The 23,839-nt window shown below is 69.4% G+C and carries 12 protein-coding genes and 2 pseudogenes; 5 read left to right on the top strand and 9 right to left on the bottom strand.

Going from position 1 to position 23,839, the window contains the following annotated elements; all coding sequences use genetic code 11:
- Window positions 1–14 precede the first annotated feature (14 nt).
- Together ACQRUO_RS01055 and ACQRUO_RS01050 are read right to left on the bottom strand one after the other, a co-directional pair.
- Complete coding sequence (locus ACQRUO_RS01055) at window positions 15–404, bottom strand: roadblock/LC7 domain-containing protein (protein ID WP_428313750.1); 390 nt, start codon at window positions 402–404, stop codon at window positions 15–17.
- A 17-nt stretch (window positions 405–421) separates the two neighbouring features.
- Window positions 422–2,110, bottom strand: a complete 1,689-nt coding sequence (locus ACQRUO_RS01050; RefSeq protein ID WP_428313749.1) for an ATP-binding protein — start codon at window positions 2,108–2,110, stop codon at window positions 422–424.
- Window positions 2,111–2,733: 623 nt separating this feature from the next.
- On the opposite strand from ACQRUO_RS01050, the gene ACQRUO_RS01045 reads away from it, so the two are divergent.
- The 3 genes from ACQRUO_RS01045 to ACQRUO_RS01035 all read left to right on the top strand — a co-directional run bounded on the left by ACQRUO_RS01045 (window position 2,734) and on the right by ACQRUO_RS01035 (window position 5,009).
- The gene (locus tag ACQRUO_RS01045) at window positions 2,734–3,267 is read left to right on the top strand and encodes a hypothetical protein (protein WP_428313711.1); all 534 of its coding nucleotides are present in this window, start codon (window positions 2,734–2,736) and stop codon (window positions 3,265–3,267) included.
- Between the two features lie 61 nt (window positions 3,268–3,328).
- The gene (locus tag ACQRUO_RS01040) at window positions 3,329–3,796 is read left to right on the top strand and encodes a hypothetical protein (protein WP_428313710.1); all 468 of its coding nucleotides are present in this window, start codon (window positions 3,329–3,331) and stop codon (window positions 3,794–3,796) included.
- Window positions 3,797–3,803: 7 nt separating this feature from the next.
- Window positions 3,804–5,009, top strand: a complete 1,206-nt coding sequence (locus tag ACQRUO_RS01035; RefSeq protein WP_428313709.1) for an MAB_1171c family putative transporter — start codon at window positions 3,804–3,806, stop codon at window positions 5,007–5,009.
- Window positions 5,010–5,084: 75 nt separating this feature from the next.
- On the opposite strand, the gene ACQRUO_RS01030 is transcribed toward ACQRUO_RS01035, so the two are convergent.
- From ACQRUO_RS01030 to ACQRUO_RS01020, 3 genes are all read right to left on the bottom strand, one after another.
- A complete protein-coding gene (locus ACQRUO_RS01030; RefSeq protein ID WP_428313708.1) occupies window positions 5,085–7,034 on the bottom strand; it encodes a glycoside hydrolase domain-containing protein in 1,950 nt (649 codons plus the stop codon).
- 256 nt (window positions 7,035–7,290) lie between these two features.
- On the bottom strand, window positions 7,291–8,733 hold the full coding sequence (locus tag ACQRUO_RS01025; RefSeq protein ID WP_428313707.1) for a CHAP domain-containing protein: 1,443 nt from the start codon (window positions 8,731–8,733) through the stop codon (window positions 7,291–7,293).
- 59 nt (window positions 8,734–8,792) lie between these two features.
- A complete protein-coding gene (locus ACQRUO_RS01020) occupies window positions 8,793–9,278 on the bottom strand; it encodes a hypothetical protein (protein WP_428313706.1) in 486 nt (161 codons plus the stop codon).
- A gap of 751 nt (window positions 9,279–10,029) precedes the next feature.
- Between ACQRUO_RS01020 and ACQRUO_RS01015 the strand changes: the two are divergent.
- Window positions 10,030–10,113, top strand: a pseudogene (locus ACQRUO_RS01015) (uracil-DNA glycosylase); the annotation flags it as partial.
- Window positions 10,114–10,496: 383 nt separating this feature from the next.
- Here ACQRUO_RS01015 and ACQRUO_RS01010 read toward each other — a convergent pair.
- The 4 genes and pseudogenes from ACQRUO_RS01010 to ACQRUO_RS00995 all read right to left on the bottom strand — a co-directional run bounded on the left by ACQRUO_RS01010 (window position 10,497) and on the right by ACQRUO_RS00995 (window position 16,002).
- The gene (locus tag ACQRUO_RS01010; RefSeq protein WP_428313753.1) at window positions 10,497–10,757 is read right to left on the bottom strand and encodes a hypothetical protein; all 261 of its coding nucleotides are present in this window, start codon (window positions 10,755–10,757) and stop codon (window positions 10,497–10,499) included.
- Window positions 10,754–11,314 carry a class I SAM-dependent methyltransferase gene (locus tag ACQRUO_RS01005; RefSeq protein ID WP_428313705.1) on the bottom strand — a complete coding sequence of 187 codons (561 nt, stop codon included), beginning with the start codon at window positions 11,312–11,314 and terminating at the stop codon, window positions 10,754–10,756. Before ACQRUO_RS01005 ends, ACQRUO_RS01010 begins: the two co-directional genes overlap by 4 nt.
- A 73-nt stretch (window positions 11,315–11,387) precedes the next feature.
- Window positions 11,388–11,639 (bottom strand): annotated as a pseudogene (locus ACQRUO_RS01000) (LLM class flavin-dependent oxidoreductase); the annotation flags it as partial.
- Window positions 11,640–12,408: 769 nt separating this feature from the next.
- Window positions 12,409–16,002: a ricin-type beta-trefoil lectin domain protein gene (locus ACQRUO_RS00995; RefSeq protein ID WP_428313704.1), complete on the bottom strand. Its 3,594-nt coding sequence runs from the start codon at window positions 16,000–16,002 to the stop codon at window positions 12,409–12,411.
- Between the two features lie 869 nt (window positions 16,003–16,871).
- On the opposite strand from ACQRUO_RS00995, the gene ACQRUO_RS00990 reads away from it, so the two are divergent.
- Window positions 16,872–23,837, top strand: a complete 6,966-nt coding sequence (locus tag ACQRUO_RS00990; RefSeq protein WP_428313703.1) for an RHS repeat-associated core domain-containing protein — start codon at window positions 16,872–16,874, stop codon at window positions 23,835–23,837.
- Window positions 23,838–23,839: the final 2 nt, after the last annotated feature.

Below are 23,839 nucleotides of genomic sequence, written 5' to 3'. Positions count from 1 at the left end.
CCGCCACCGCGCGCTCACGCAAAGACCTGCTCGTCATTGCGCGGCGGCGTGCTGAGGTGGTCGCCGATCCGTGCGACCAGGTCCCGCATCCGCTGGCCCACCAGCCCCGCGTCGACGCCCTCGTCGGCCAGCACCGCGAGGTAGGCGCGGGAGCCGGCCGCCATCAGGTAGAAGAAGCCGCCCCGCACCTCGATCACGACCATCCGCATCCGGCCGTCGCCCTCGGGGAACTCGTGCCCCACGGCGGTGGCCAAACTCTGCAGCCCCGCGCACGCGGCGGCGAGGCGGTCGGCGGTGTCGGGGTCGGTGCCGTGCTGGGCCATCCGCAGGCCGTCGGCGGAGAGCACGATGATGTTCCGGATGTGCGGGACGGTGTCCGCCAGCTCCTTGAGCATCCAGTCCATGTTCGTCCGGCGCTGAATCACTGGTCACCCTTCCCTGAAGTCTCGTCAGAGGTCTCTTCACTGGTGTGGCCGGCCGCGTTCGGGGACGGCGCCTGGCCGTTCACCCCCTCGTGGAACGCGGCCAGCCACATGCCTGGCTGGACCGGCTCGACGGCCGGCTGGGGGAAGCGGGACGCCCCGGTACCGCGGGACGTTCCGGCGCCGCGGGGCGCCTCGGTACCGCGCGACGCCTCGGTACCGCGCGGTACCTCGGGCGCGCGCGACACCGGGGAACCGCTCGCGAAGGAGGACGCGCCCCCACGGCGGCGGCGCTGCGGCAGGCCGTTCGCGGCGCGCTCGGTCACCACCGGATAGTCGTCGTCCATCGGACCCGACCTCGCCGCGGAGCCCAGGGACGACCCGAAGGAGGGCCCGGAGCCGGTCGTGCGGGCCGTCATCGACTGCTGCGAGGACTGCGGCGACCGCAGCCGGCCCGTCAACCGGGAACGGCTGCTCGTCGCCGGCCGGGGGCCGGACGCCACGCCGATGCCGTGCGCCCGGCCGGTCGCGGGCACCGTGGTGATGAGGGTCTGCGGCACGATCAGCACGGCGCGCACCCCGCCGTAGGCGGACGGGCGCAGCGAGACCTGGAACCCGTACGCCTGCGCCAGCCGGCCGACCACCGCCAGGCCGAGCCGGGGCGTCTCGCCGAGGTCGTTGAGGTCGATGCCGGCCTGCGCCTCCCTGAGCATGCGCTCGGCGCGGGCCCGACCCTCCTCGCTCAGACTGAGCCCGCCGTCCTCGATCTCGATCGCTATCCCGGTCTGCACCTCGACGGCGGTCAGATGGACCCTGGTGTGCGGCGGGGAGTACCGGGTGGCGTTGTCGAGCAGCTCGGCGACCGCGTGGATCAGCGGCTCGACCGCGGGCCCGACCACGGCGACCTGCGACACCGGGTGCAGTTCCACCCGCTGGTAGTCCAGGATCCGCGACATGCCGCCGCGCAGCACGCTGTACAGCGCCACCGCCCGACCCCACTGCCGCCCGGGCCGGGCGCCACCGAGGACGGCGATGCTGTCGGCCAGTCGACCGATCAGCGCGTTGCCGTGGTCCAGGCGCAGCAGGTCGTCGAAGACGGCCGGGACGTTGCCGTGCCGGTCCTCCATCTCGCGCAGGTCCAGCGCCTGCCGGTGGACGATCGCCTGCACCCGGCGGGCGATGTTGACGAAGGCCCGCTGGGCGGACTCGCGCATCGCCTCCTCGTTGTCGACGGCCTCCAGCACGGACCGCAGCACCGCCAGCCGCGCCGCCTCGAACTGCTGGTCCACCACGTGGACCTCGGGCTCGGGCTCGTGTTCGTACGTCCGCAGCACGTCCTCGGGGAACTCGCCGTGCTGCAGCCGGCCGATCGCCTCGGGCAGCGTGACCTTCGCCAGCAGCACCGTCTCGGCCTCCTGCCGGGCCAGCCGATCGAGCAACTCGGCCTCCTGCTCGGCCAACTGCTCGCGCAGCCCCGCCAGCAGGCGCCCCCGCCGCACGACCTCGGCGGCCACCAGTGCCACCGCCACGGTCCCCACCAGCCCGCACCACAGGACCCCCGCACGGGCGCCGACGGAGACCAGCGACGCGGCGAGCGCAGCGGTGGCCGCCATCACGACCGTGGGCACCAGCCACCCGAGCACCGGAGCGGCGGGCCGGCTGCCGGGCGACGATCCAGCACGAAGCATCAGCATCCTCACACGATCGAAAGAGTAGGGGACGGACAGGCAGCCGGCGGCCACCCCGACTCGCCCCGCTCGGACGGTTCGGGTGGGCCTTCCCGCCTGGTGGGGCCGGTGCTGGCGCCCGCACTAGGTTGGCCGCTCTTTCCTTCTCGCATGGCCGACCCGGGTCAGATTCGCTCAAGTGAGGGGTTTTCTCGGCGAGTTGTGGCGAGTGAGAGTGGGTTCGTGCTAAGTGGGGCTGCGGGTTGTTGCTGCGGGTTCCACCGGTCCGTCGCAGATGGCGTACAGTGGACGCCCCTCGAAGCGGATGGCGACCGGTGAGTCCCGGCCCGCACTTGCGGCGTGCGTGACGAAGCGTCCGAAAGGGACACGGCCTCAGCGGACGGCAGCCGGCTTGACCTCACTCCTTCGAGCGATGGCTGGTACCTGCACGGGGAGATTCATCACTCCGGTGGCGACCGGCAACACGGCCGCCCGGAACCGTGGCAGTGGAGTCGTCCTGGTCGGCGACTTCCAGGGCGTCGGCGCGCGCCCCGAAGTCCGGGCTGATGGCGAACGGAGCGGGTCGGCCTCCGGCTTGGAGCGGTAGGGTAGCCTCCAATTCACGGGCAAGGAGGCGGTGACCGATGGGGGACCGCGCAGAAGAACCGACCGCCGGGGACAGGGAGAGTGAACAGGCTCCCGATCCCGAGGCGGTGTTGCTCGGCCAGCGCGTCGAATACCTGTTTGCCTACGTGCAGCCCTTGGGACGTCGATTCACGCTCCAGGAGGTCGTGAACGGCATCAAGTCGCAGGGCGGTCCGGGTGCGCCGAAGCTCTCGGTGGGCCGCCTGTGGGCGCTGGTCAACGGCAAGGCGAACAATCCCACGGTGGCCTCGCTGCGCGCACTCGGCGACTTCTTCGGTGTGCCGCTCGGGTACTTCATCGATGACGACGTCGCCGCCCGGGTGTCCGCCCAGTTGGCACTCATCGCCGCGATGCAGGCCAATGACGTGCGCTCGGTAGCACTGCGTGCGGCTACAGTAGCCACGATGTCCACACAGGGCCTGGACATCGTGCGCTCGCTCGTCGAACAGGGCGGGGCACTCGAGGAGCAGCTGGGGAAGACAACCGACTCCCCGACGGCATCGGGGAGCACACCTCAGGATGAAACGCCGTGAACTGAAGGCGTTGAAGGCACGTTGTGAAGGACTGCTGGAGACTCTGGATGTCCCACGGCCCATGGAGATCGAAGCGCTGTGCGCGTCGGTCGCCGAACAGCGAGGTCGGCCGCTGCGGTTGATCCCACTGCCGAGCGCCGCGGGCGTGCGAAGCTCCATATGCGGCATGTGGCTGGCGTTTCCGAACGCGGACCAGGTCTACTACACGCCGGTGACCAGTCCGTTGCACCAGACGCACATCATCCTGCACGAGCTGGCCCACATGCTGTTGGACCATCAGCAGAACTCCGCCGCGGCACCGGAGGCCCTCAGCCGGCTCTTTCCCGATCTCGACCCGGCGATGGCCGCCCGGCTGCTGGCACGGGGACGTTCGGAGGCCACCGACCGTCAGGAGCAGGAAGCCGAGTTGCTGGCCTCCCTTATATGGCAGCGCTTCACCGCGACTCCGGTGGCCGGCGAGACGGCTTCCCCTGAAGCTGCCGACACCCTCGCGCGGGTCATGGGTTCGTTCACCGGCAGGGAGGGGTGATCAGGCGATGAGACCGTTCGACATGGTGGTGGTGCCACTCGTCTGGCTGATCACTCTCTGGAGGGCCCGAGGGCTGCGCACGGCGTCACGCCACAGTCGTGCGTTGTGGGCCATGTGGGCCCTGTGGGCCGTCTCGTTCACCATCGGCGTGCCCGCTGTCCGCAAGGTGATCGACGACCTCGTCGGGATCGCGAGCTTCGCCAATCTGCCCGTGGCGATCCTCTCCCTCTGTGCCGCGACGGCCCTCTTCGAGTTCCTCCGCGAAGTCACGGGCAGCGCGCCGGGTCGGCTCGCCCGGGCACGCTGGGCGCTCCTGGCCGGGTCCGCGATCGGCCTCACCATCACATTTCTCGCACTCAAGCGCCCCGATGACAACGCCGACCTCTTGACCGCTGACGCGAACTCGCCCCTTGCGGGCATGTACTGGGCGATCTTCCTCGCCTATGTGTCGGGGGCCGTCGTCGGCGCCGGCCGGATGGTCCTGCGCTACGGCAGGCACGCGTCGTCGGGGCCGCTCCGTACTTCCATGAGGATCCTCGGCGCGTCCTGCAGCTTCGGACTCCTCTACGCGGCACATCGGTTGGTCTACGTGGTCGCCAATGAGGTCGGCTGGCGCGGCCTGAACTCCTCGGCGGTCGCGGCCACCAGCCAGGTGCTGCTGGCCTGCACCCTGCTCCTGTTCGTGGGGGGAATGTCCTGGCCGAGCCTCGCCGAGCAGGCCCTCCGCCACCGGGCCCGGCGTGACGCCAGGGCGATCCGGCCACTGTGGGAGCTGCTGCGGTCGGCGACACCCGAGGTGGTCCTGGTGCTCCCCGCCGAGCTTCGGCGCGACCCGCGGCTGGTGGTCTACCGCTACGTCATCGAGGTACGCGACTGCATCCTCGCTCTCGACGGGCACCTTCCGCCGCGGCGTCGAGCGGCGGCGGTGGAACTGCTGTCCGGAGCCGGGCTGGCCGGGGCGGAGCTGGAAGCTGCGGTCGAGGCGGCCCTGCTGCGCTTCGCGGTTCGGGCGGAGCTGACCGGTGCACCGCCACAAATCGCCGAGCAGACCGCGGTGGCGGGGAGAGCGGACTTCGGCGCGGAGGTCGACTGGTTCCGGCAGGTCGCGGCCATGACACGGAGGTCGGCCGTCACCTCCACAGTCCGCACCCTGTGTCTGGCCGCCGGGGTCACCACGGACGACGACCCATCCCTTCCGGAGCGGGTCTCCTGACCACAGCGGTGGGTCGGGATCCTCGGTTCGCCAGGGCTCGTCGGTGACTCGCCCCGGCGAACCGGGCCTTGAGGGTCAGCCCTCGAATGCGGCGGCGGAAATGGCGGTGATTTGGCCGTTGCCGTCGAGCAGGGCTGCACCGTTCCAGGTGCCGTTGGTGTTGCGTTGGTTGTCGTAGACCTTGCCGGTGACCAGGGTCTGGACGTGCATGGTTCCGTCCGTCAGGCCCGCGGAGGAGATGGCAGCGATCTGGCCGTTGCCGTCGAGGAGGGCTGCGCCGTTCCAGGTGCCGTTGGTGTTGCGCTGGTTGTCGTAGACCTTGCCGGTGACCAGGGTTTGGACGTGCATGGTGCCGTCGGCTAGGCCGGCGGAGGAGATGGCGGTGATTTGGCCGTTGCTGTCCAGGAGGGCTGCGCCGTTCCAGGTGCCGTTGGTGTTGCGCTGGTTGTCGTAGAGCTGACCGGCGACCAGGGTCTGGACGTGCATGGTGCCGTCCGTCAGGCCGGCGGCGGAGATGGCGGTGATTTGGCCGTTGCCGTCGAGCAGGGCTGCGCCGTTCCAGGTGCCGTTGGTGTTGCGTTGGTTGTCGTAGACCTTGCCTGCGGCGAGGGTTTGGACGTGCATGGTGCCGTCGGCCAGGCCGGTCGCGGCGATCTGGGTGACCTGGCCGCTGCCGTCGAGCAGGGCTGCGCCGTTCCAGGTGCCGTCGGGGTTGCGCTGGTTGTCGTAGACCTTGCCGGCGACCAGGGTGTCGACGTGGAAGGTTCCGTCGGTCAGCGCCGCGGTGGCGATCTGGGTGATCTGACCGTTACCGTCCAGCAGCGCCGCCCCACCCCAACTACCATCAGCGTTCCGCTGGTTGTCATACACCTTGCCGCTCACCAACGTGTCCACCCGCATGATCGCCGGCAACTGCGCCCCGGATCCCAGCGCGACGTTCAAGTAGTCGGTGTCGATGTTCATGGCGACGCCGCCGTAGCTCTGGGTGACGTTGCCCTGGTACTGGTGGATGCGTTGGTGGTTGGACCAGAGCGAGGAGGGGATGGCCGGCTCGTTGGTGTCCGCGGCACCGTTCCAGTCCGCGTCCCAAATCGCGTCCGGCATGGTGTAGCCGGTGTCGTTGTCGGCCAGGTCCACGATGCCGGCGGAGGAACTGGAGTAGACACCGGAGCGGTAGCCGCGGGCGTGCAGCTCGGCCGTCCAGGCCGACAGGTAGCCCAGCACCGCGCTGCGGTAGCCGGAACCGTACTGCTCCATGTCGTCGTAGATCGTCGAACCGGGGCCGAAACCGAGCGCGGCGGCCTGGTTGACCGCGTCGTCTGCCGACGCGGTTCCCTGGCCCGTGGGGTCGGTGATGGCGCCGGCCTGGGTGCCCACGTAAGTCGGGATGAAATGCCAACCCGCGGCCGCCTGCTGCTGAACCCAACCGGCCGTCAGCGCGGGCTGGGCGCAGGCTCGGCCGCCGCCGATGTAGATTCCCACTGCGCGGTATGGCGACGACCCCAGCCACGCACCCATGGCACTCGAGCTGGGGGCCGCGCAGGTGTCGAAGCCGTAGCCGGTGTAGTCGGTGCTGGAACTGGCAACCGAGGCCGAGAGGTTGGGGGACACCGGAGCGGCAGCGGCAGCGGCTCGGCTGCGGTTCGCGGCGGTGGTCGCCCGGGCCAGTCCGGCCTGCTGCAGGATGTCCTGGACCAGCGTGCGATCACTCGCGTACGTAGCGGTGACGGTCAGACGCGGTGCGATGGCGTCGAGCTCGCCGGCCGGAGTGTTGTCCGTGGTCACGGTGCTGGTACCGGCATCGGCTCGGGGCCCGACGAGCAGCGCCTCGGTGCGGCCGGAAAGGTGGCTCGGACAGTTCTGCAGCGTGCTCGGAGTGCCGAGATAGACAGCGTGCTGGTCGAAGCGCACGCAGTGGGACGGGGCGTGCGCGAGGTCGACGACCTGCCAGTCCCCCGGGACCCGGAAGTGGTAGCCGAGATAGGACGCCGTCTTGGTCCCGCCGCCCGCTGCGGCATGGGCCACTCCGGTGACGGAGGTCGTCGCCGCCAGAGTTGCACCGAAGGCCAGAACTGCCTTCCATGTAGCAAGCCTTGGTCGATTCGACAAGGTTCGATCTCCTTCTGCAGAGCCGTCGGATGAGGTGCTTCGAGGAATTGAGCGATCGCCGAACGGAGCCGGCGGGCGACCGAGGTGACTGGGCCGCCCGCCGGCTCCGGGATCCCGGCCGGCCCGAGCCTGGGGCACGCTGCCGGCGGCCGGATTCGACTGGTCGGGGGGTTTATTCGCCGAAGCCGGCGGCGGAGATGGCGGTGATTTGGCCGTTGCCGTCCAGGAGAGACGCACCGTTCCAGGTGCCGTTGGTGTTGCGCTGGTTGTCGTAGACCTTGCCTGCGGCGAGGGTTTGGACGTGCATGGTGCCGTCGGCCAGGCCGGCGGCGGAGATGGCGGTGATTTGGCCGTTGCCGTCCAGGAGGGCTGCGCCGTTCCAGGTGCCGTTGGTGTTGCGCTGGTTGTCGTAGACCTTGCCGGTGACCAGGGTTTGGACGTGCATGGTTCCGTCCGTCAGGCCGGCGGCGGAGATGGCAGCGATCTGGCCGTTGCCGTCCAGGAGGGCTGCGCCGTTCCAGGTGCCGTCGGGGTTGCGCTGGTTGTCGTAGACCTTGCCGGCGACCAGGGTTTGGACGTGCATGGTTCCGTCCGTCAGGCCGGCGGCGGAGATGGCAGCGATCTGGCCGTTGCCGTCGAGCAGGGCTGCGCCGTTCCAGGTGCCGTTGGTGTTGCGCTGGTTGTCGTAGACCTTGCCTGCGGCGAGGGTTTGGACGTGCATGGTGCCGTCGGCCAGGCCGGTCGCGGCGATCTGGGTGACCTGGCCGCTGCCGTCGAGCAGGGCTGCGCCGTTCCAGGTGCCGTCGGGGTTGCGCTGGTTGTCGTAGACCTTGCCGGCGACCAGGGTATCGACGTGGAAGGTTCCGTCGGTCAGCGCCGCGGTGGCGATCTGGGTGATCTGACCGTTACCGTCCAGCAGCGCCGCCCCACCCCAACTACCGCCAGCATTCCGCTGGTTGTCATACACCTTGCCGCTCACCAACGTGTCCACCCGCATGATCGCCGGCAACTGCGCCCCGACCCCGACCGGCTTGGCGTACCCCTGGAGGTCCACGGCATACCCGTGACTGGTCCACTCGTAGGCACCGACCGTGCCGGGCATGTTCGTGTCCTGCGACACGATGCCGCCGCCCTGGTTTCCGCCGATCCAGTCGATCGTGCCGTCGGCGTGCACAGCGGTGACGATGGCGACGTGGTCGTAGTCCGCGCCACTGAAGGAGTTCGGGTGGAAGAAAACCGCGTCGCCGACCTGCGGAGTGGAGGACAGACCGCCGTCGTAGTCGTTGGCGTAGTCCCGGAAGCTGTTGGCCAGGTCGTTGAGGACACCGAGGTTCTGCACACCGTTCTGGGCCCAGACCCACCCGGCGAAGTCGGCACACCAGGCATGGGACTCACCGCCGGAACCGTTGCACGAGCTGCCCTGACCGCTGCCCGGCGCGTAGTAGCCGGCGCCGCCGTTGCCACACGGGCCGCTGCCCAGCTGACCCGAAGCCGTGTTCACTATGCCGCTCACCCCGGAGGCGTGGGCCGCGCCGGCCGAGAGCAGGCCGAGCGCTGCCGCAGCCAGTGCGGTCGCGGTGCCGACCGCGCTGAAACGCTTGATCTTCTTTGACACGTGGGCTCCTTGACGGGAATCGTGAAGGTTGCGGTGAGATGAGGATTCGTAGGGGCCGGTCAGGCGGCGGCCACCCGCACGGGCTGGGAGGCGGTCGCCAGCTGACGGCCGTCGGCGCCGACGACGAAGAAGTACGACTGCATGTCCTGCGGCTGCGATCCGGCCGGCACCGAGATCCGGTAGTGGACAGTCAGCGAGCCGCCGGCCGGAATGCTGTACGGCGTCTTTCCGGCGGCACCGATCGGAGCTGAGTCGTCGTCAGAGACCGGCACCGACACCCAGCGACCGGCATCCGGGTCGAGCCGCTCGACGGTGGCCGGGACCGCGCTCCCCGTGCTACCGGTCAGCTGGAACAGCGGCGACACGGAGGGTGCCGCGCTCCCGGCGTCGTCGGTGAGCACGATCGAGAACTCGACAGGGGCGGCTCCGATGCCCAAGGTGGCCGGCAGGTCGGTGATGCGGGCCTCGATGCCATCCGGATGTCCTGCTGTGGCGGTCGCCGAGGGCCTGGTCGCGACCGGAGCCGCCGGCACGGCGGATGCCATGGTGGGGTGGGCCTGGGGCGCGCGGGAGATCGCCGGGGATGGTGCTGCCGGTGCTGCTGGCAGTGCTTGGGTCGCCGTGGCGAGTGGCCGTGGTGCAGCACTGCCGCTGGCCCCGAGCCCGCCCGCAGCCTCAGGTGTCACGGGCGACTTCGGCTGAGCGGAGACGGTTGGCAGGGCTGAGACGTTTGGCAGGGCTGAGACGCTTGGCGGCCCCACTGCGGGGCTGTGGTGCCCTGACGGGTGGCCGCACCCGAACGTCCCAAGTGCGACGGCAGCCGCGACCACGGCGAGCGCGATGACGGCAGGTCGGCATGGGGCATTGGGCATGGCGATACCTCCTCGGGTTCCCTCAGCGATGTGCTCGCTCGATTGGCGGCGCTGCGAATTGACGGGCATGGCGAAGAACGCCATGGGTGGTGTGGGACGCGGTGGCACGGGGACGGCGCCCTTGGCCGACCGGCTGGGAACAGCCCTGAAGCGACTTCCAGATGGATCGTCATGAGGGCTGGCAGTCCTACGATCCGGCTACTCCCCCTCGCTGACCTCGACGGCCAACGGATGCCATCTTTTCCGTCACTCGAACGCGGTGTCAACCCATAAAGTGAATGGCCATGACTCGCTGTACATGAGGGAAAGGCGGACAAGGTGGACTAATTTAGACAGATGGTACTAGCTTCACGTTCGGCGCCAGGCCAGCGGTTCACTTTGTTGAACATTGCTGAGTGGGGAAGGTAATCGGGTGGTCGACGCCGCCGTCGAGTCGGCGCACCCGAGTCCGATGTCGGCCGACCGCGGCTTCTTCGGGTCGCTCCTGCCGGCACGTCAGGCGGGTGATCGATGGGCCGGCGACTGCCACGGCGGTCTGCCAGGTCCACGCAATCCCGCTGCGAATCCTGGACAACAGACCTGCCACGCCTGCTCGGGTTGGTACGCTCGGCTGGCAGGATCGAACATGTCGGCGGAGTGGCCGAGCGACGCTCGGGGAGCTGCTCGAGGCCGAGGCTGCCGCGAGGACCGACGCCCGGTGGGGTCCTGGGCCTGGATGAACTCGCCGACCTCGTCGCCAAGCTGACTGATCATCATGTGGGAAGGTTGCCGGCGGCGCCTCTTCATTCCCCCAGCGTCGGCGTGGGCGAAGACGTCTTCCACCGTCTTCAGCCGGGGGCCGGGACTGTCAGCAGCAGATCGCACAGGCCCACCACGAGCCGTGAGCTGCTATCAGGCCGAAACGGACCGCACCGCCACCAACGAACCTTCGTAAAAAGGTAGTTGCCGCAGCGCGCCGAACCGGGCGTCCCACGCTCCGCTGTCCAGGTCGCCCCGCAGATCCGCGGCGAACCGGTCGCGCACCTGCTCGTCGACGAAGCTCCAGGCCGAACAGGCCTGCCGGGCACCGGGGTCGAGCAGCATCTCGGGGCGCGCGTAGTACGCCTCGTTGAAGCCGTCGGTGCAGTCGACGGGTATCGGTACCCGGGTCACCGTCGTATGTCCACCGAGGGCCTCGGTACCCGGGTCACCGTCGTATGTCCACCGAGGGCCTCGGTCAGATCCGCGATCGCCGGATAGCGGCGCGCCTCGGTGTCCAACACCTCCGGCGCATACGCGTACAGCCAGAAGTTCCGCACGAGATCGGGGTCGCAGGTCAGCACGACCGCGGGGCCCCGCGCCACGCGGCGCATCTCGTGCAGCCCTGCCTTGAAGTCGCTCCACTGGTGCACGCTGAAGGTGGTCATCGCCGCGTCGAACGAATCGTCGCCGAACGGCAGGTGCTCGGCGACGCCATCGACGGCGGCCGACAGGTGCGCGGGCCGCTGGGCACGCATCGCCGCCGACGGCTCGACCGCCGTCACCTCCAGTGCGGCCGACTCGTACGACCCCGCCCCGGCCCCGACGTTGACCACCGTGCGTGCCCCGCCCAAGGCGGCGGTGATCACCTGCTCGATCCTCGCGTCCGGCTGCCGGTAGGTGGCGTACCCGCCGCCTATCCTGCCGTAGTCCGCATCCCCTGCACTGCCGTCCGCCCCGCGTTCGCTCATGATCCGAACCTAGCCACGCTGTCAACGCATCATGTTTCTCGCAGCCGCGAGGGGAGAGGTTGGTCCCGACCTGCTCCGCGATGACCACCGGACGTTGATGCCCGGTCTGCACCGCGCCCGACCCGACCCGGATCCGCTCGGTCGCACCCGCGATCAGTGCCATGAGCACCGCCGGCGCGGCTGCGACGACGCTCGGAGTCAGGTGGTGCTCGGCCACCCAGTACCGGGCGTACCCGAGCCGCTCGGCGTGCCGCGCCAGGTCGACGGTCCGCCGCAACGCCTCGCCCGGAGTCGAGCCCGAGGCGAGCGGAACGAGATCGAGCACCGACAGCGGGACAGCTCTCTCGCCGGGCACCAACGCCAACACCTCCCACAGAAACACCTGTTCAGGACGCGGAAGGCCCGGTCGAGCCCTGGCGTCGGCAGACAGTGAAGCAGCGACCGCGCGGGCGTGGCGACTGGATGCCCGAATGGAAGAGAGGACCGGGTGCTGTGCGATGAACCAGGTTTGGGACCGGGGCGGCAGGCCCGGAGGGCGCGCTCAGGGGGGTGTCGGGTGGGCGGCGCGGCCGGACGGCGAGAGTAAAAGCAAAAGGAGTATGACCTGATCAGCGATGCGATCAGGTCATACTCACAATGTGTCCGAGGGGGACACGCCCCCCACATGCACATTCCGCTTCCATGCGGGCAACTGACACTGGCATAGCGGACTGGCGAGTGACCGGCAAGGTCAGCCCTTTGGCGTCGCTATGGTGGGATCCGTTCGGCTCGATCTCGAGAACACGATGGCCCGGCAAATTATCTGAGCCACCATCACCGAGGCCTGGACCGGTTTGCCTGATCGGCGCCGCTGTGGTGCCGGATGACCTTTTCGCGGGGCGTCGGGGGGGGGGGGGGGGGGGGGGGGGGGGGGGGGGGGGGGGGGGGGGGGGGGGGGGGGGGGGGGTGGGGGGGGGGGGGGGGGGGGGGGTGGGGGGGGGGGGGGGGGGGGGGGGTGGGGGGGGGGGGGGGGGGGGGGGGGGGGGGGGTAGAGGGGGGAAAAAAGAACATATTATTAACCCCCGACGCATGCTGGGGTTGGCGTACCTGTTGGGTCAGCCGCTGTTCTGCGGGTTCAGGGTCCAGGACTGGTTGGCGCCCCCGGTGCAGTCCCAGATGCCGAGCAGGGTGCCGTTGGCGGTGGCCCAGCCGGGTTCTTCCAGGCATCGGGCGGGAACGCCGGTGGATGCGGTGGCGGGGCTGGTGATACGGCCGGTGGCGGGGTCGTAGCGCCACTGCTGGGCGGCGGCGGTGGCGGCGTCCGTGGCGGCGGATACGCAGGTGGCAAGGTCCACCTTGGTGCCGTTGCCGGTGGCGTTCGCGGCCAGTGTGACGCACTCGCCGCCGACCTGGAGGGTGCCGTCGAAGGCCATCGAGAAGCGCTGGTTGACACCATTCCAGCAGCCCCAGACGTCGATCCCGTTGCCGGCGGACGGGCCGCCGAAGGCGTCCATGCACTGGCTGGGTGAGTAGTTCGACTGGACCTGGACGGCGGCGTTGGCATAGCCCATGGCGAGGGGATTGACGAAGCCGGTGACCTGATTGGTCCCCGCCGTGGTGCTGGTGGTGGTGCCCTTCCAGATGGCGAACTGGCCCTTGGCGTCGATGGTCCACAGGTCCGGCAGGCCATCGCCGTCGAGGTCGCCGGAGGAGCCGATCTTCGGGTAGTTGGCCGCGGTGGTGCCGCTGCCGTCGAGGATCAGGAAGCCGTCGGCGGGGTTGTTGAGGAGACTGTAGTCGGGCGTGCTGCCGCCGGTGATGGCGTACGAGCGGACCTGCCCGGTGGCTTGGTTGCGGGCCCACAGGGTGGCCTGGTTGGTGCCGGCGGCGGGTCCGGGATTGATCAGGTCGTAGCCGTTCCACGTGTTGTCGGCCGACAGCTTTCGGGCGTTGGCCAGGGTGCCCCCGGGGGTGGGGGAGTAGAGCCACAGCGCGCCGTTCTCGACAGTGAGCAGTGACGTCTGGGAGATGACGTACTTCGTGATCGTCTGGCCGGGGTTGTTGGGGTCGGGCAGGGTGACCTTCGTGCTGCTCTCACCGGTTGGTGTGCCGAGTGCGAGGATCTGGCTGGTGGCGGACCAGTCGGTGGAGTCGTAGTTCAGGGTGCCGCAGTCCACGGGCGTGGTGCTGGCGGCGTTGAAGCAGGTGGTGGGCTTGGAGATGTCGGCCGGCAGGCCGTCGAAGTGCCCGTTGCCGTCGTTCTTCAGCTTGTAGAGGTGCTTGGCCAGGTCACTGCCGGCGGTGGTGTTGTGCACCAGGACGTCGTCGTCGGAGGCGCTCTTGCTGAGACTGGCCCGGTGGGTGATTTGGTAGTTGGCCCAGGTGGTGCCCTGGTACATGGGGTCTCGTGCTCCGGGCGCGGCGGCGGCTGGGGCGCTGGGGTCGGTGTCGGGGTCGGTGTTGGCCTCCATGACCCGCAGGTTGCCGCTGCCGTCCGCGGTCAGGACGTCAGGCTGGTTGTCGCCGGTGACGTTGCCGAACACGGGGGTGTGGTTGCTGTTCCAGGGCGCGTAGAAGGTGTAGGCGCCGACCTGGCTGTAGTTGCCGGCGTTGTCCTGGGCCTGGAACCAGATGGTGTTGGTGCCCCAGGTGCCCGGGCTGTAGGTGAACGTGCCGCTGGTCCCAGAGACGATTCCCTCCGACTTGCCGCTGGGGTCACCGCAGTGCCAACCGATGACGTTGGCGTCGGCCGCGATGGAGGTCCAGCGCATGCAGGCGACGCCGGATGCGTTGCCGCCGGCCGGGGCCGGGTCGGTGCCGGTGAGGGTGAACGTGCCGGGGTGGTTCGGGTCTCCTGCGAAGACCTTCGGGGTTGGGTTGGGTGTGCCGGAGGGCGGGAAGTCGGTCGAGGTGAGGCCCACAGTCGGGGGCGTCTTGTCGACGCGGAAGTAGCACCAGGGCGTGGTGGGCGAGGTGAGCTGGCCGTCGCTGGTGCTGGCCGTCCAGCCGTACTGGTGGCCGTCGGTGAGGGAACCGGCTGTGATGCTCAGCGCGCCGCTGCCGGCGTTCCAGTTGCTGCCGGGCGCGGAGTTCTGGTTGAGGGACCAGGTGGAGTCGTTGTCGTCCCACATGTGGAAGTTGGTCACCAGGCCGAGACCTGCGGGTGACCAGCTGCTGGCCGACAGGGTGATGTTCTGGTTGGCGCCGATCCAGCCGACGTGATCCCAGGGGTTTCCGACTCCGCTGTTGCACTGGTAGCTGGCGGGCAGGCCGGACGGCGGGTTCGCCCAGCCGGGTTGCGGCGAGGTGGCCGGGCTCCAGGTGCTGGGGGTGATGTCGTACGTGGTGGTGACGTGCGGGTTGTTGCTGAAGTGGACGCGGTAGCTCTTGTTGTTCTCGTCGTCAGGGATCAGGGCGAAGGTCCAGGTGCCGGCGTGGTTGGCGGCGAGTTGCTGGAAGGTGGAGGTCACGTCGAAGGTCAGGGCGCCGGTGCCGGTGATGGTTTTGCCGGTCACCTTCCCGCAGTTGGACAGGTTGCCGGCGCAGGGCTGGTTGTTCCAGGTGGTGTTGCCGTCGATTGCTCCGGTCGAGTAGACGCCCATCGGGGTCGGGGTGCTGGGGGCGGCTTGGCTGGAGACGTTGGTGTACAGCGTCGAGTTGTAGACCGTCGGCGCGGCCGGCGCGCCGCTCGGCGTGGTGTAGATCGCGGAGTTGATCCCGAGTTGGAAGTAGGCGCGGTAACGGCCGTAGCCGTTGCAGTCGGAGTATCCGCAGTAGCCGGTTCCCAGGTCGCTCAGCGCGTTGTAGTTCTTGGTGTCCGGGAAGTTCTCCTGGACCTGGACGGAGGCCTGGGTGCCGCTGTCGGCGGTGATCGTCGGGTCCAGGAACCAGGGGCCCGTGCCGTGTCCGAACGTGCTCGGGTCAGGGGTCAGGTCGATCCCCCGGGCGGAGACGGCGGTGGTCATCTGTGCCAGCACAGCATGATCTCCGGGGCCGTCAGCAGTGGAGTCAGGGGCTGCTGCAGGACTGGTCGCGGTCTCATTCGTCGCGGTGCCGTGCGGCAGTGCAGCCGTGGTCGGCCCCGAAGAGTCCCACTGGAAGGCGGTGGGTGCACTCAGGCGTGTCTTGCCCTGCGAGTCGTTGAAGCTGATGTTGCCGGACTTGTCCTGGGCTGCCGTCAGGCCGGTGGTCGTGATCGGGAAGTGGAGCTTGGCGAGCACCGGATCGGCTGCCGCCTGCGCGGTCTTGACCTCGATGACATCACGCCAACCGCCGTCGGGCTCGGCGGTCACCTGGAGGTCGACATCCGGGCCGAGCACGCCGGCGTAGGTCGCGGTGGAGCCGTTCAACGTCGGCTTGGGAAGATTGAACGGGCTCTCCACGCTGAGCTGATGGCCGTCGTCGGTGGCGAGAGTCGCGAGTGCGCCGCTGCCACCACCGGAAAGCGTGAGCGCCTGTGGAGTGACAGCCGGGCTGAGCGTGCCGTCGGGATTGGTGTGCAGCGTGGTGTCGATGGCGGTCCACGAGCCGGCGCGCTGAACCCGGACGGGCTGGGCGTAGTCCGTTGTGGCGAAACGGCCGTCCGGGCCGACGGTTGTCTCCGAGGTTGCGGTCGTCAGCGCGTCGATGACTACTGCTTGTCCGGTCGCCTTCGCCTGAGTACGCGCGTTGGCCACGGCCTGGGCGACCGCCTGCTGCTGGGCGGACATGGCGGGTGGCGACTGGGCGGTTGCGGGAGCATCGGTGGGTTGACCGACGGCGTGCGCCACGGGCGTGGCCGTCAGCGCAGCCGAGAGCAGCATGCCCGCGAGCAGCCCGCCAGGGCGCCGTATCCCCCTACGGAGCCTCAGGTCTAACGATCGGTCAGGTGATGGCCTACTGGTCGGCATGCTGATGCACGTGTCCTCTTCGTCGGAGTCCGCCTCTGGCGACGGTGGTGTTCAGACGGGAACGATGCGGGCCCCATGAGGATCCAGTCAAGACTGTGCGGCCATTGTGGTCCGATGTCTGATTTGAGTGCGCTGGAAGGCTCAAATCAACCACAAATCGGCACTCTTGTCATGATCACCATGCTTGGATGCGGTGCGCAACAGCGGGGGATTTCCGGACGGCACGGACGGGTGGCGTGAGCTTCCATCCTCCTTGCCGGCAACGTGCACGACACATGGGGGTGCTCGTGAGAGCCTGGCGTGTCCGAACATACTTAGGGAACTGGCTGATAGGGCGGCCGCACCGCTGGCTCACCCTGGCGGTGATCGCGGCCATGGCGGCCACGCTGTTGGCGGCGCCGTCGACGGAGGTTTGGGCCGCGCGGCGGCCGCACGGGAAGACTTGGGCTCCGCCGAACACTCCGTTGGGTGCCGGGACGAAGTCGGTGACCGGTGGGAACCTGAAGATCGAGCCGCCGGAGCCGGCCAAGTACCCGGTACCGAAGGCCTGGAATCCAGGGAGCACGTCGGCGCCGGTCGCGGCCGGATCGGCCACGGTGGTCGTTGGCGGGAGCGCACCGGTGGCGAGGGCGCCCCGGGTCGCTGGCGCCGGGGCGGTGCCGGATGCCGGCACGGGCGGTGCGGTGCAGGTGGGTTCACTGCCGGTCGCGCTGGCGCCAGCGGCGAAGGACACGGGTGCGGCGCATCCGGTCACGGTGGATCTGGCGGACCCGGCCAAGGCCAAGGCTGCCGGGGTCGACGGTCCGGTGGTGGCGCTGTCCGACGGTGACACCGCGGCCGGTGCCGGCAGCGCCGGTCGCACGGTCGACGTCGGACTCGACCTGAAAGCGCTGGGCGCCGGACTCTGGGCTGACCGCGCAAGGCTGGTCGAGCTACCGGCGTGCGCGCTGACCACTCCACAGCTCGCGCAGTGCCAGACACAGACCCCGGTGGCCTCCCAGGTCGACCCGGCCTCGGACAAGCTGACCGCCGAGGTGGCACTGCCGAAGCCGGCCGCCACGAGGGACAAAGCGGCCGGCGCGGCCGGCGCGGTCAGTGCCGACACTGCCGCAGCGAGTGCGAGCACGGCCGCGCCGATGGTGCTGGCGGCGACCTCGGGTCCGTCGGGCTCGGGCGGCTCATACGCGGCGACATCGTTGACGCCGTCGATGAGTTGGGGCGCCGGGTCGAACCTGGGCAACTTCACCTACTCGTACCCGATCCAGCTGCCGGGCGGGATGGGCGGCAAGGCGCCGAACGTCGAGCTGTCCTACGACTCGTCCGCGGTGGACGGCATGACGTCCTCCACCAACTCGCAGTCCTCGTGGATCGGTGACGGGTGGAGCTACTCGCCCGGGTTCATCGAGCGTTCGTACAAGTCGTGCAGCAACGACGGGATCGCCAACTCGGGTGACCTGTGCTGGGGCGGTCAGAACGCGACGCTGTCGCTGGGCGGCCACTCCGGGACGCTGGTGCGCGACGACACCACCGGTGTGTGGCACCTGCAGAGCGACGACGGCTCGAGGATCGAGCAGTTGACGGGTGCGCCGAACGGGCTGAACAACGGCGAGTACTGGAAGGTCACCACCGGAGACGGCACCCAGTACTACTTCGGGCAGAACCACCTGCCGGGCGGCGACGGCTCGGACCCGGCGACGAACTCGGCGTGGGGCGAACCGGTGTACTCGCCGAACAGTGGCGACCCCTGCTACAGCTCCGCTTCGGGGCAGGGCTCCAACTGCACGATGGGGTGGCGCTGGAACCTGGACTTCGTGGTGGACCCGCACCAGAACCTGGTCACCTACGACTACGCGTCGGAAACGAACTCCTACAACCGTGGCGGCGGCCAGAACAACGGCAGCGGCCAGCTGACCTCGTACGTGCGCGGTGGCTACCCGACGCAGATCGCTTGGGGTCAGCGCCTGTCGGAGCAGGTCGCGGCACACGGTTCGCTTCAGCCTGCTGCGGAGGTGCTCTTCGGAACCTCGGAGCGCTGCCTGCCGTCGGGTTCGATCACCTGCGACCCCTCGCAGCGGACCACGGCGAACACCTCGTCGTGGCCGGACGTTCCGCTGGACCAGGTGTGCACGGCGATGCCGTGCACCAACGTCAGCCCGGCGTTCTTCACCACGAAGCGGCTGACCTCGATCACCACGCAGGTCCTGGTCGGCTCCACCTACCGGACGGTGGACACCTGGGCGCTGACCCACACCTTCCCTGATCCGGGGGACGGCACGAAGCCGTCGCTGTGGTTGGCCTCGATCCAGCGCACCGGTTCCGACGGGCAGGCGAACGCCACGCTGCCCGCGGTGACGTTCACCGCGCGTGAGCTGGCCAACCGCGTGGACGGGCTGGTTCCGGCCGCCCCGATCTTCAACCGGCCGCGTATCCAGCAGATCACCACCGAGACCGGTGGGCAGATCGACGTGGCGTACAGCTCGCCGCAGTGCTCGCGGGTCAACAACACGATGCCGTCCTCGGAGGACGGCAACACGATGGCCTGCATGCCGGTGCACTGGTACCTGCCGGGCTCCTCGTCGACCACTCCGGTGAGCGACTGGTTCAACAAGTACCTGGTCACCTCGGTGAGCGAGCAGGACGCGGTGACCGGTTCGCTGATCAAGGCGACGTCGTACACCTACAACGGTGGGGCGGCCTGGCACCGCAACGACGCCGAGTTCACCGACCCCAAGACCCGTACCTGGGACGGGTTCCGCGGCTACCAGTCGGTCGACACCGTCACCGGCTCCGGCTACACCGGTGAGGCGCCGAAGACCCAGCAGACGGTGACGTACCTGCGGGGCATGGACGGCGACGTGAAGGCGGACGGCACCACGCGCAGCGTCAGCGTGGCCAGCCCGCTGGGCGGTTCCATCACCGACAGCGACTGGCTGGCGGGCAGTGAGGTGGCGACCCAGGTCTACACCCAGGCCGGCGGCACGGTCACCTCGATGAGCGGTACCACTACCAACGGGCAGCAGACCACCGCCGACCACAAGCAGTCCGGTGGGATGCCCGATCTGATCGCCCGCTTCCCCGCATCCCAGATGACCACGGTCGACAAGGCGCTGCTGGCGAACGGCTCCTGGCGGACCACGACGACGGTAGCCACCAGCGACCCGGCGCACGGCAACCGGGAGATCCAGGTCGACGACCAGGGCGACGGCACGGCCGCCTCGCCGGAGGTCTGCACCACCGACTCCTACGCCAGCAGCGCCGCCAATTCGATGCTGCTGACCCTGCTGGACGAGAAGAAGACGGTCACCGGTGCCTGCGGGACACCGGCGAACGCGACGAACACCATCAGCGATGTCCGCAGCATCTACGACAACCAGCCGTTCGGCCAGGCCGGGTCGCTGGGCGAGACCACCAGCTCCCAGCAGATCGACCACTACGACGGCTCGGGCAACCCGGTCTTCGTGAACTCCGCGCGGGCCACCTTCGACGTCTACGGCCGCCCGGCCAGCACCACCGCCACCGACGGCTCGACCTACGACGTCAACGGCAGCCAGCTGACCGGCCCCAACCCGGCCGCACCGGCGGCGACGTCGACGACGGCCTACACCCCGGCCACCGGCGCGCTGCCGACCGCGGTCACCCTGACCGGCCCGATGGGTGCCTCCTGGGCTACCACCGTGTCCCAGGACCCCGGCCGCGGACTGCCGCTGGTCTCCACCGACGCCAACGGCCGGGCCACCACCGAGCAGTACGACGGCCTGGGCCGACTCACCGCGGTCTGGCTGCCCCAGCAGCCCACCAACGCCAACGCGAGCTACAAGTACTCCTACGCCGTCAACGGCGTCACCGGCCCCTCGGTAGTCACCAGCCAGTCGCTGAACGAGGACAGCACCTACTCGTACCAGACCCAGCTCTACGACGGCCTGGGCCGGCTGCGCCAGACCCAGTCGGAGTCGCCGACCATCGCCACCGGCCGCCTGATCTCCGACACGGTCTACGACTCGCACGGCTGGGTGGTCAAGACCTCGGCTCCGTACTACGAGAAGACCACCTTCCCCAACAGCAGCGTCTACCAGCCGCAGGACTCCCAGGTTCCTTCGGAGACCTGGCTGACCTACGACGGTCAGGGCCGGGTCACCAACTCGGCGTTCATGTCCTACGCCCAGCCGCAGTGGTCGACCACCACCGCCTACCCGGGCGCGGACCGCACCGACGTCACCCCGCCCCAGGGCGGCACGCCGACCTCGACGTCCACCGATGCGCGCGGCCACACGACTGCTGTGTGGCAGTACCGCAGCTCCACGCCGACCGGCAACGTCGCCGACGCCGATGCCACCACCTACACCTACACGCCGGCCGGTTCGCCGGCGACCCGCACGGACGCCGCGGGCAACACCTGGTCCTACGGCTACGACCTGATGGGCCGGGAGATCTCCGCCTCCGACCCCGACACCGGCACCACGAAGACGTTCTACGACGTCAACTCCCGGGTCGACCACACCACCGACGCCAAGGGCAACACCCTGGCCTACACCTACGACCTGCTGGGCCGTAAGACCGGGGAGTACAACGGCTCGGTGGCCCCGGCCAACGAGTTGGCCTCGTGGAGCTACGACACCCTGGCCAAGGGCAAGCCCACCGGCTCCACCCGCTACGTGGGCGGCGCCTCCGGTAACGCCTACACCCAGGCCGTCACCGGCTACGACACGGCCTACCGCCCGCTCGGCACGACGGTGACCATCCCGTCCATCGAGGGTGCCCTGGCCGGTACGTACACCACCAGCAACACCTACAACAACATCCTGGGCACGGTGGCCAGCACCACGCTGCCGGCGATGGGTGGCCTGCCGGCCGAGACCGTCAGCAACGTCTACGACATCCGCGGGAACCTCTGGAACTCGTGGGGCAACGACACGCTGGTGCAGGACGTCCAGTACGACGCTTTCGGCAACGCGATCCGCACCACACTCGGCGACTACGGCACCCAGGTGGTCTCCACCCAGCAGTACGACATCGCCACCGGCCACGTCGTGCAGTCGTTCCTCGACCGCCAGGTCGGCACCACCTCGCTCGACCAGACCAGCTACACCTACGACCAGGCCGGTCAGCTGACCTCGGCCACCGACCTGCAGAACGCCTCGGCCGGCGACCGCCAGTGCTACACCTACGACTACCTGGCCCGGCTGTCCCAGGCGTGGACCGACACCGGCGCCGTCACCACCAAGCCCACCGGCACCTGGACCGACTCCTCCGGCGCACCCTCGGGCTCCGGCTCTCCGGTCTCCGTCCCGGGCATCGGCGGGTGCGCCAACACGAACGGCCCGGCGATGACCGGCACCACGCCCAGCGTGGGCGGCCCGGCACCGTACTGGCAGTCCTACCAGTACGACACCACCGGCAATCGCACCCAGCTGGTCCAGCACGACGTCACCGGTAACACCGCCAACGACGCCACCACCACTCAGACGTTCGGCGCCTCCGGCCAGGCCAACAGCGGCTCCGGCGGTCCGCACGCCCTACTCTCCTCCACCACCAGTTCCACCAGTGGCGGCACGCAGAAGACCACCTTCCAGTACGACCAGCTCGGCAACACGACCGCCATCACCGGCACCAGCGGAACCACCACACTGGGCTGGAACAACGACGACACGCTCGCCTCGGTCCAGGCCACCGGCCAGCAGGGCGGGACCACCTACCTCTACGACGCGGACGGCACCCAGCTGATCCGCCGCGACCCTGGCTCGACCACCCTCGAACTGGGGATGGACGAGCTCACTCTCAACAGCGCCAGCGGCTCGCTCTCCGATGTCCGCTACTACCCCTCGCCCGGTGGTCTGACCATCACCCGGGTCACCGCGGCGACCGGTGGCGGCAGCCTGGTCTACCAGGCCTCCGACCCCCACGGCACCGCCCAGGTCCAGATCAACACCGACCCCGGGCAGACGATCACCCGCCGTCCGATGGATCCCTTCGGCAACCCGCGCGGCACCCAGCCCGCCTCCGGTGCCTGGTCCGGTGACAAGGGCTTCGTCGGCGGCACGCTCGACACCGCCACTGGCCTGACCAACCTCGGTGTACGCGAGTACGACCCGGTTCACGGCCGATTCCTCAATCCGGACCCGCTGATCGACGTTGCCAGCCCGCAGCAGTGGAACGGCTACGCCTACAGCGACAACGACCCGGTCTCCAGCAGCGACCCCACCGGGGCCATGCGCCAGGCCGACTCCAACGGGGAGGGCTGCGACGACGCCTGCCAGGCCACCCTGCCCGACATCCACACCCCACCGCCGCTCGACCCCTCCGGCATCGGCCAGGTCGAACCACCACCCAGCACCCCGAGCAACGGCGGCGGCAAGGCCCACAACGGCAACCCGGTGACGAGCTGGCTCAAGCACGCCGGCAAGAAGGTCGGCGGCGTCATCACCAGCGGCGCCAAGCACGTCAGCCACGCCACCGTCAGCGGCGCCAAGTGGGCCTGGAACCACCGCGCCGACATCGGTCAGGCGGTCGTGGAGACCGTCACCTACAGCGGCTGCCTCGGCGGATCCGTCGCCGGCGCGGCCGAGACCGGAGGCGCCAGCCTCCTGGCCGTGGCCGGGTGCGGGGCTGCCGCAGGTGCTGCGGGCGCCGCCACCTACGACCTGCTCAGTCCCAACGCACCCACCACACCGGGCGGGGTGCTGGAGGACATGGCGAGCGGCGCGGTCACCGGCGCGGTCGCCGGCGTCGCCACCGAAGGCGCCAGCGTCCTCGGCAAGAAACTCCTGCAGAAGGCCGCGCCGCTGCTCGGTGACGCGTTCACCTCGGCGCTCTCCAAGGTTGGGAGGGCCTGCGCCAACAGCTTCCCGGCGGGCACCCAGGTGCTGCTGGCCAACGGCACGACGAAGGCGATCAACACCCTCGCGGTCGGCGACCAGGTGGCCTCGGCGGACCCGCAGACCGGGCAGACCTCGGCGGAGACGGTCACCCAGACCATCATCACACCCAACGACACCCAGTTCACCGACCTGACCTTCGCGACCGACACCCCGGCTGCCGGCCAGGCACCGCAGGCTGGTGCGGTGGCCGCGACGGTGCCCACCAACGGCGCCATCACCTCCACCCAGCACCACCCGTACTGGGACGACACCACCCAGCGCTGGACCGATGCCGCTGCCCTTCGAGTTGGCGACAAGGTGGCCTCCGGCACGGACCTGGGCACCACCACCGTCCTGACCGTCCGCAACTACCAGACCGAGCCCCGCACCGCCTACAACCTCACCGTCGCCAACCTCCACACGTACTACGTGGTGGCCGACGGGGTCCCGGTACTGGTGCACAACGACGCGTGCCCGGCCGGGATCCACGTCGACGGCGACCCGATGTGCCACTGCGAGCCGCCCGCGGCCGGTGGGTCCGCGACCCGGGTGTCCAAGCAGTCCAAGCAGGAGGCGCCCTGGAAGACAACCCCGCTCGATAGGTTCAAGACGGTGGCCGGTGACGCGAATGACGTGAGCAGCGAGCTCAAGTCCGCGACAATGCAGCCGCACGGGTTCGATGGGACGAATATCGAGCATCCGTTCACTGATCCGTACAGCACCTTACTGATCGCTGGCCTGCGGACCGGCACAATGCTCTGGCAGGGTGCTCGGTGGCTGTTCTCACGCCGAAACGGTTAGGA

Source organism: Kitasatospora sp. LaBMicrA B282 (genome assembly GCF_050325825.1).
GTDB lineage: Bacteria > Actinomycetota > Actinomycetes > Streptomycetales > Streptomycetaceae > Kitasatospora.
The sequence above is the reverse complement of the archived record's forward strand: the minus strand, read 5'-3'. Positions and strand labels throughout refer to the sequence as shown.

Excerpts from the sequence above, each read along its gene's own strand:
- ACQRUO_RS01055 (WP_428313750.1), bottom strand. The coding sequence starts at position 404 with ATGGACTGGATGCTCAAGGAGCTGGCGGACACCGTCCCGCACATCCGG.
- ACQRUO_RS01050 (WP_428313749.1), bottom strand. The coding sequence starts at position 2,110 with ATGCTTCGTGCTGGATCGTCGCCCGGCAGCCGGCCCGCCGCTCCGGTG.
- ACQRUO_RS01045 (WP_428313711.1), top strand. The coding sequence starts at position 2,734 with ATGGGGGACCGCGCAGAAGAACCGACCGCCGGGGACAGGGAGAGTGAA.
- ACQRUO_RS01040 (WP_428313710.1), top strand. The coding sequence starts at position 3,329 with ATGGAGATCGAAGCGCTGTGCGCGTCGGTCGCCGAACAGCGAGGTCGG.
- ACQRUO_RS01035 (WP_428313709.1), top strand. The coding sequence starts at position 3,804 with ATGAGACCGTTCGACATGGTGGTGGTGCCACTCGTCTGGCTGATCACT.
- ACQRUO_RS01020 (WP_428313706.1), bottom strand. The coding sequence starts at position 9,278 with ATGGCATCCGCCGTGCCGGCGGCTCCGGTCGCGACCAGGCCCTCGGCG.
- ACQRUO_RS01005 (WP_428313705.1), bottom strand. The coding sequence starts at position 11,314 with ATGAGCGAACGCGGGGCGGACGGCAGTGCAGGGGATGCGGACTACGGC.
- ACQRUO_RS00995 (WP_428313704.1), bottom strand. The coding sequence starts at position 16,002 with ATGTCCGCCCAGCAGCAGGCGGTCGCCCAGGCCGTGGCCAACGCGCGT.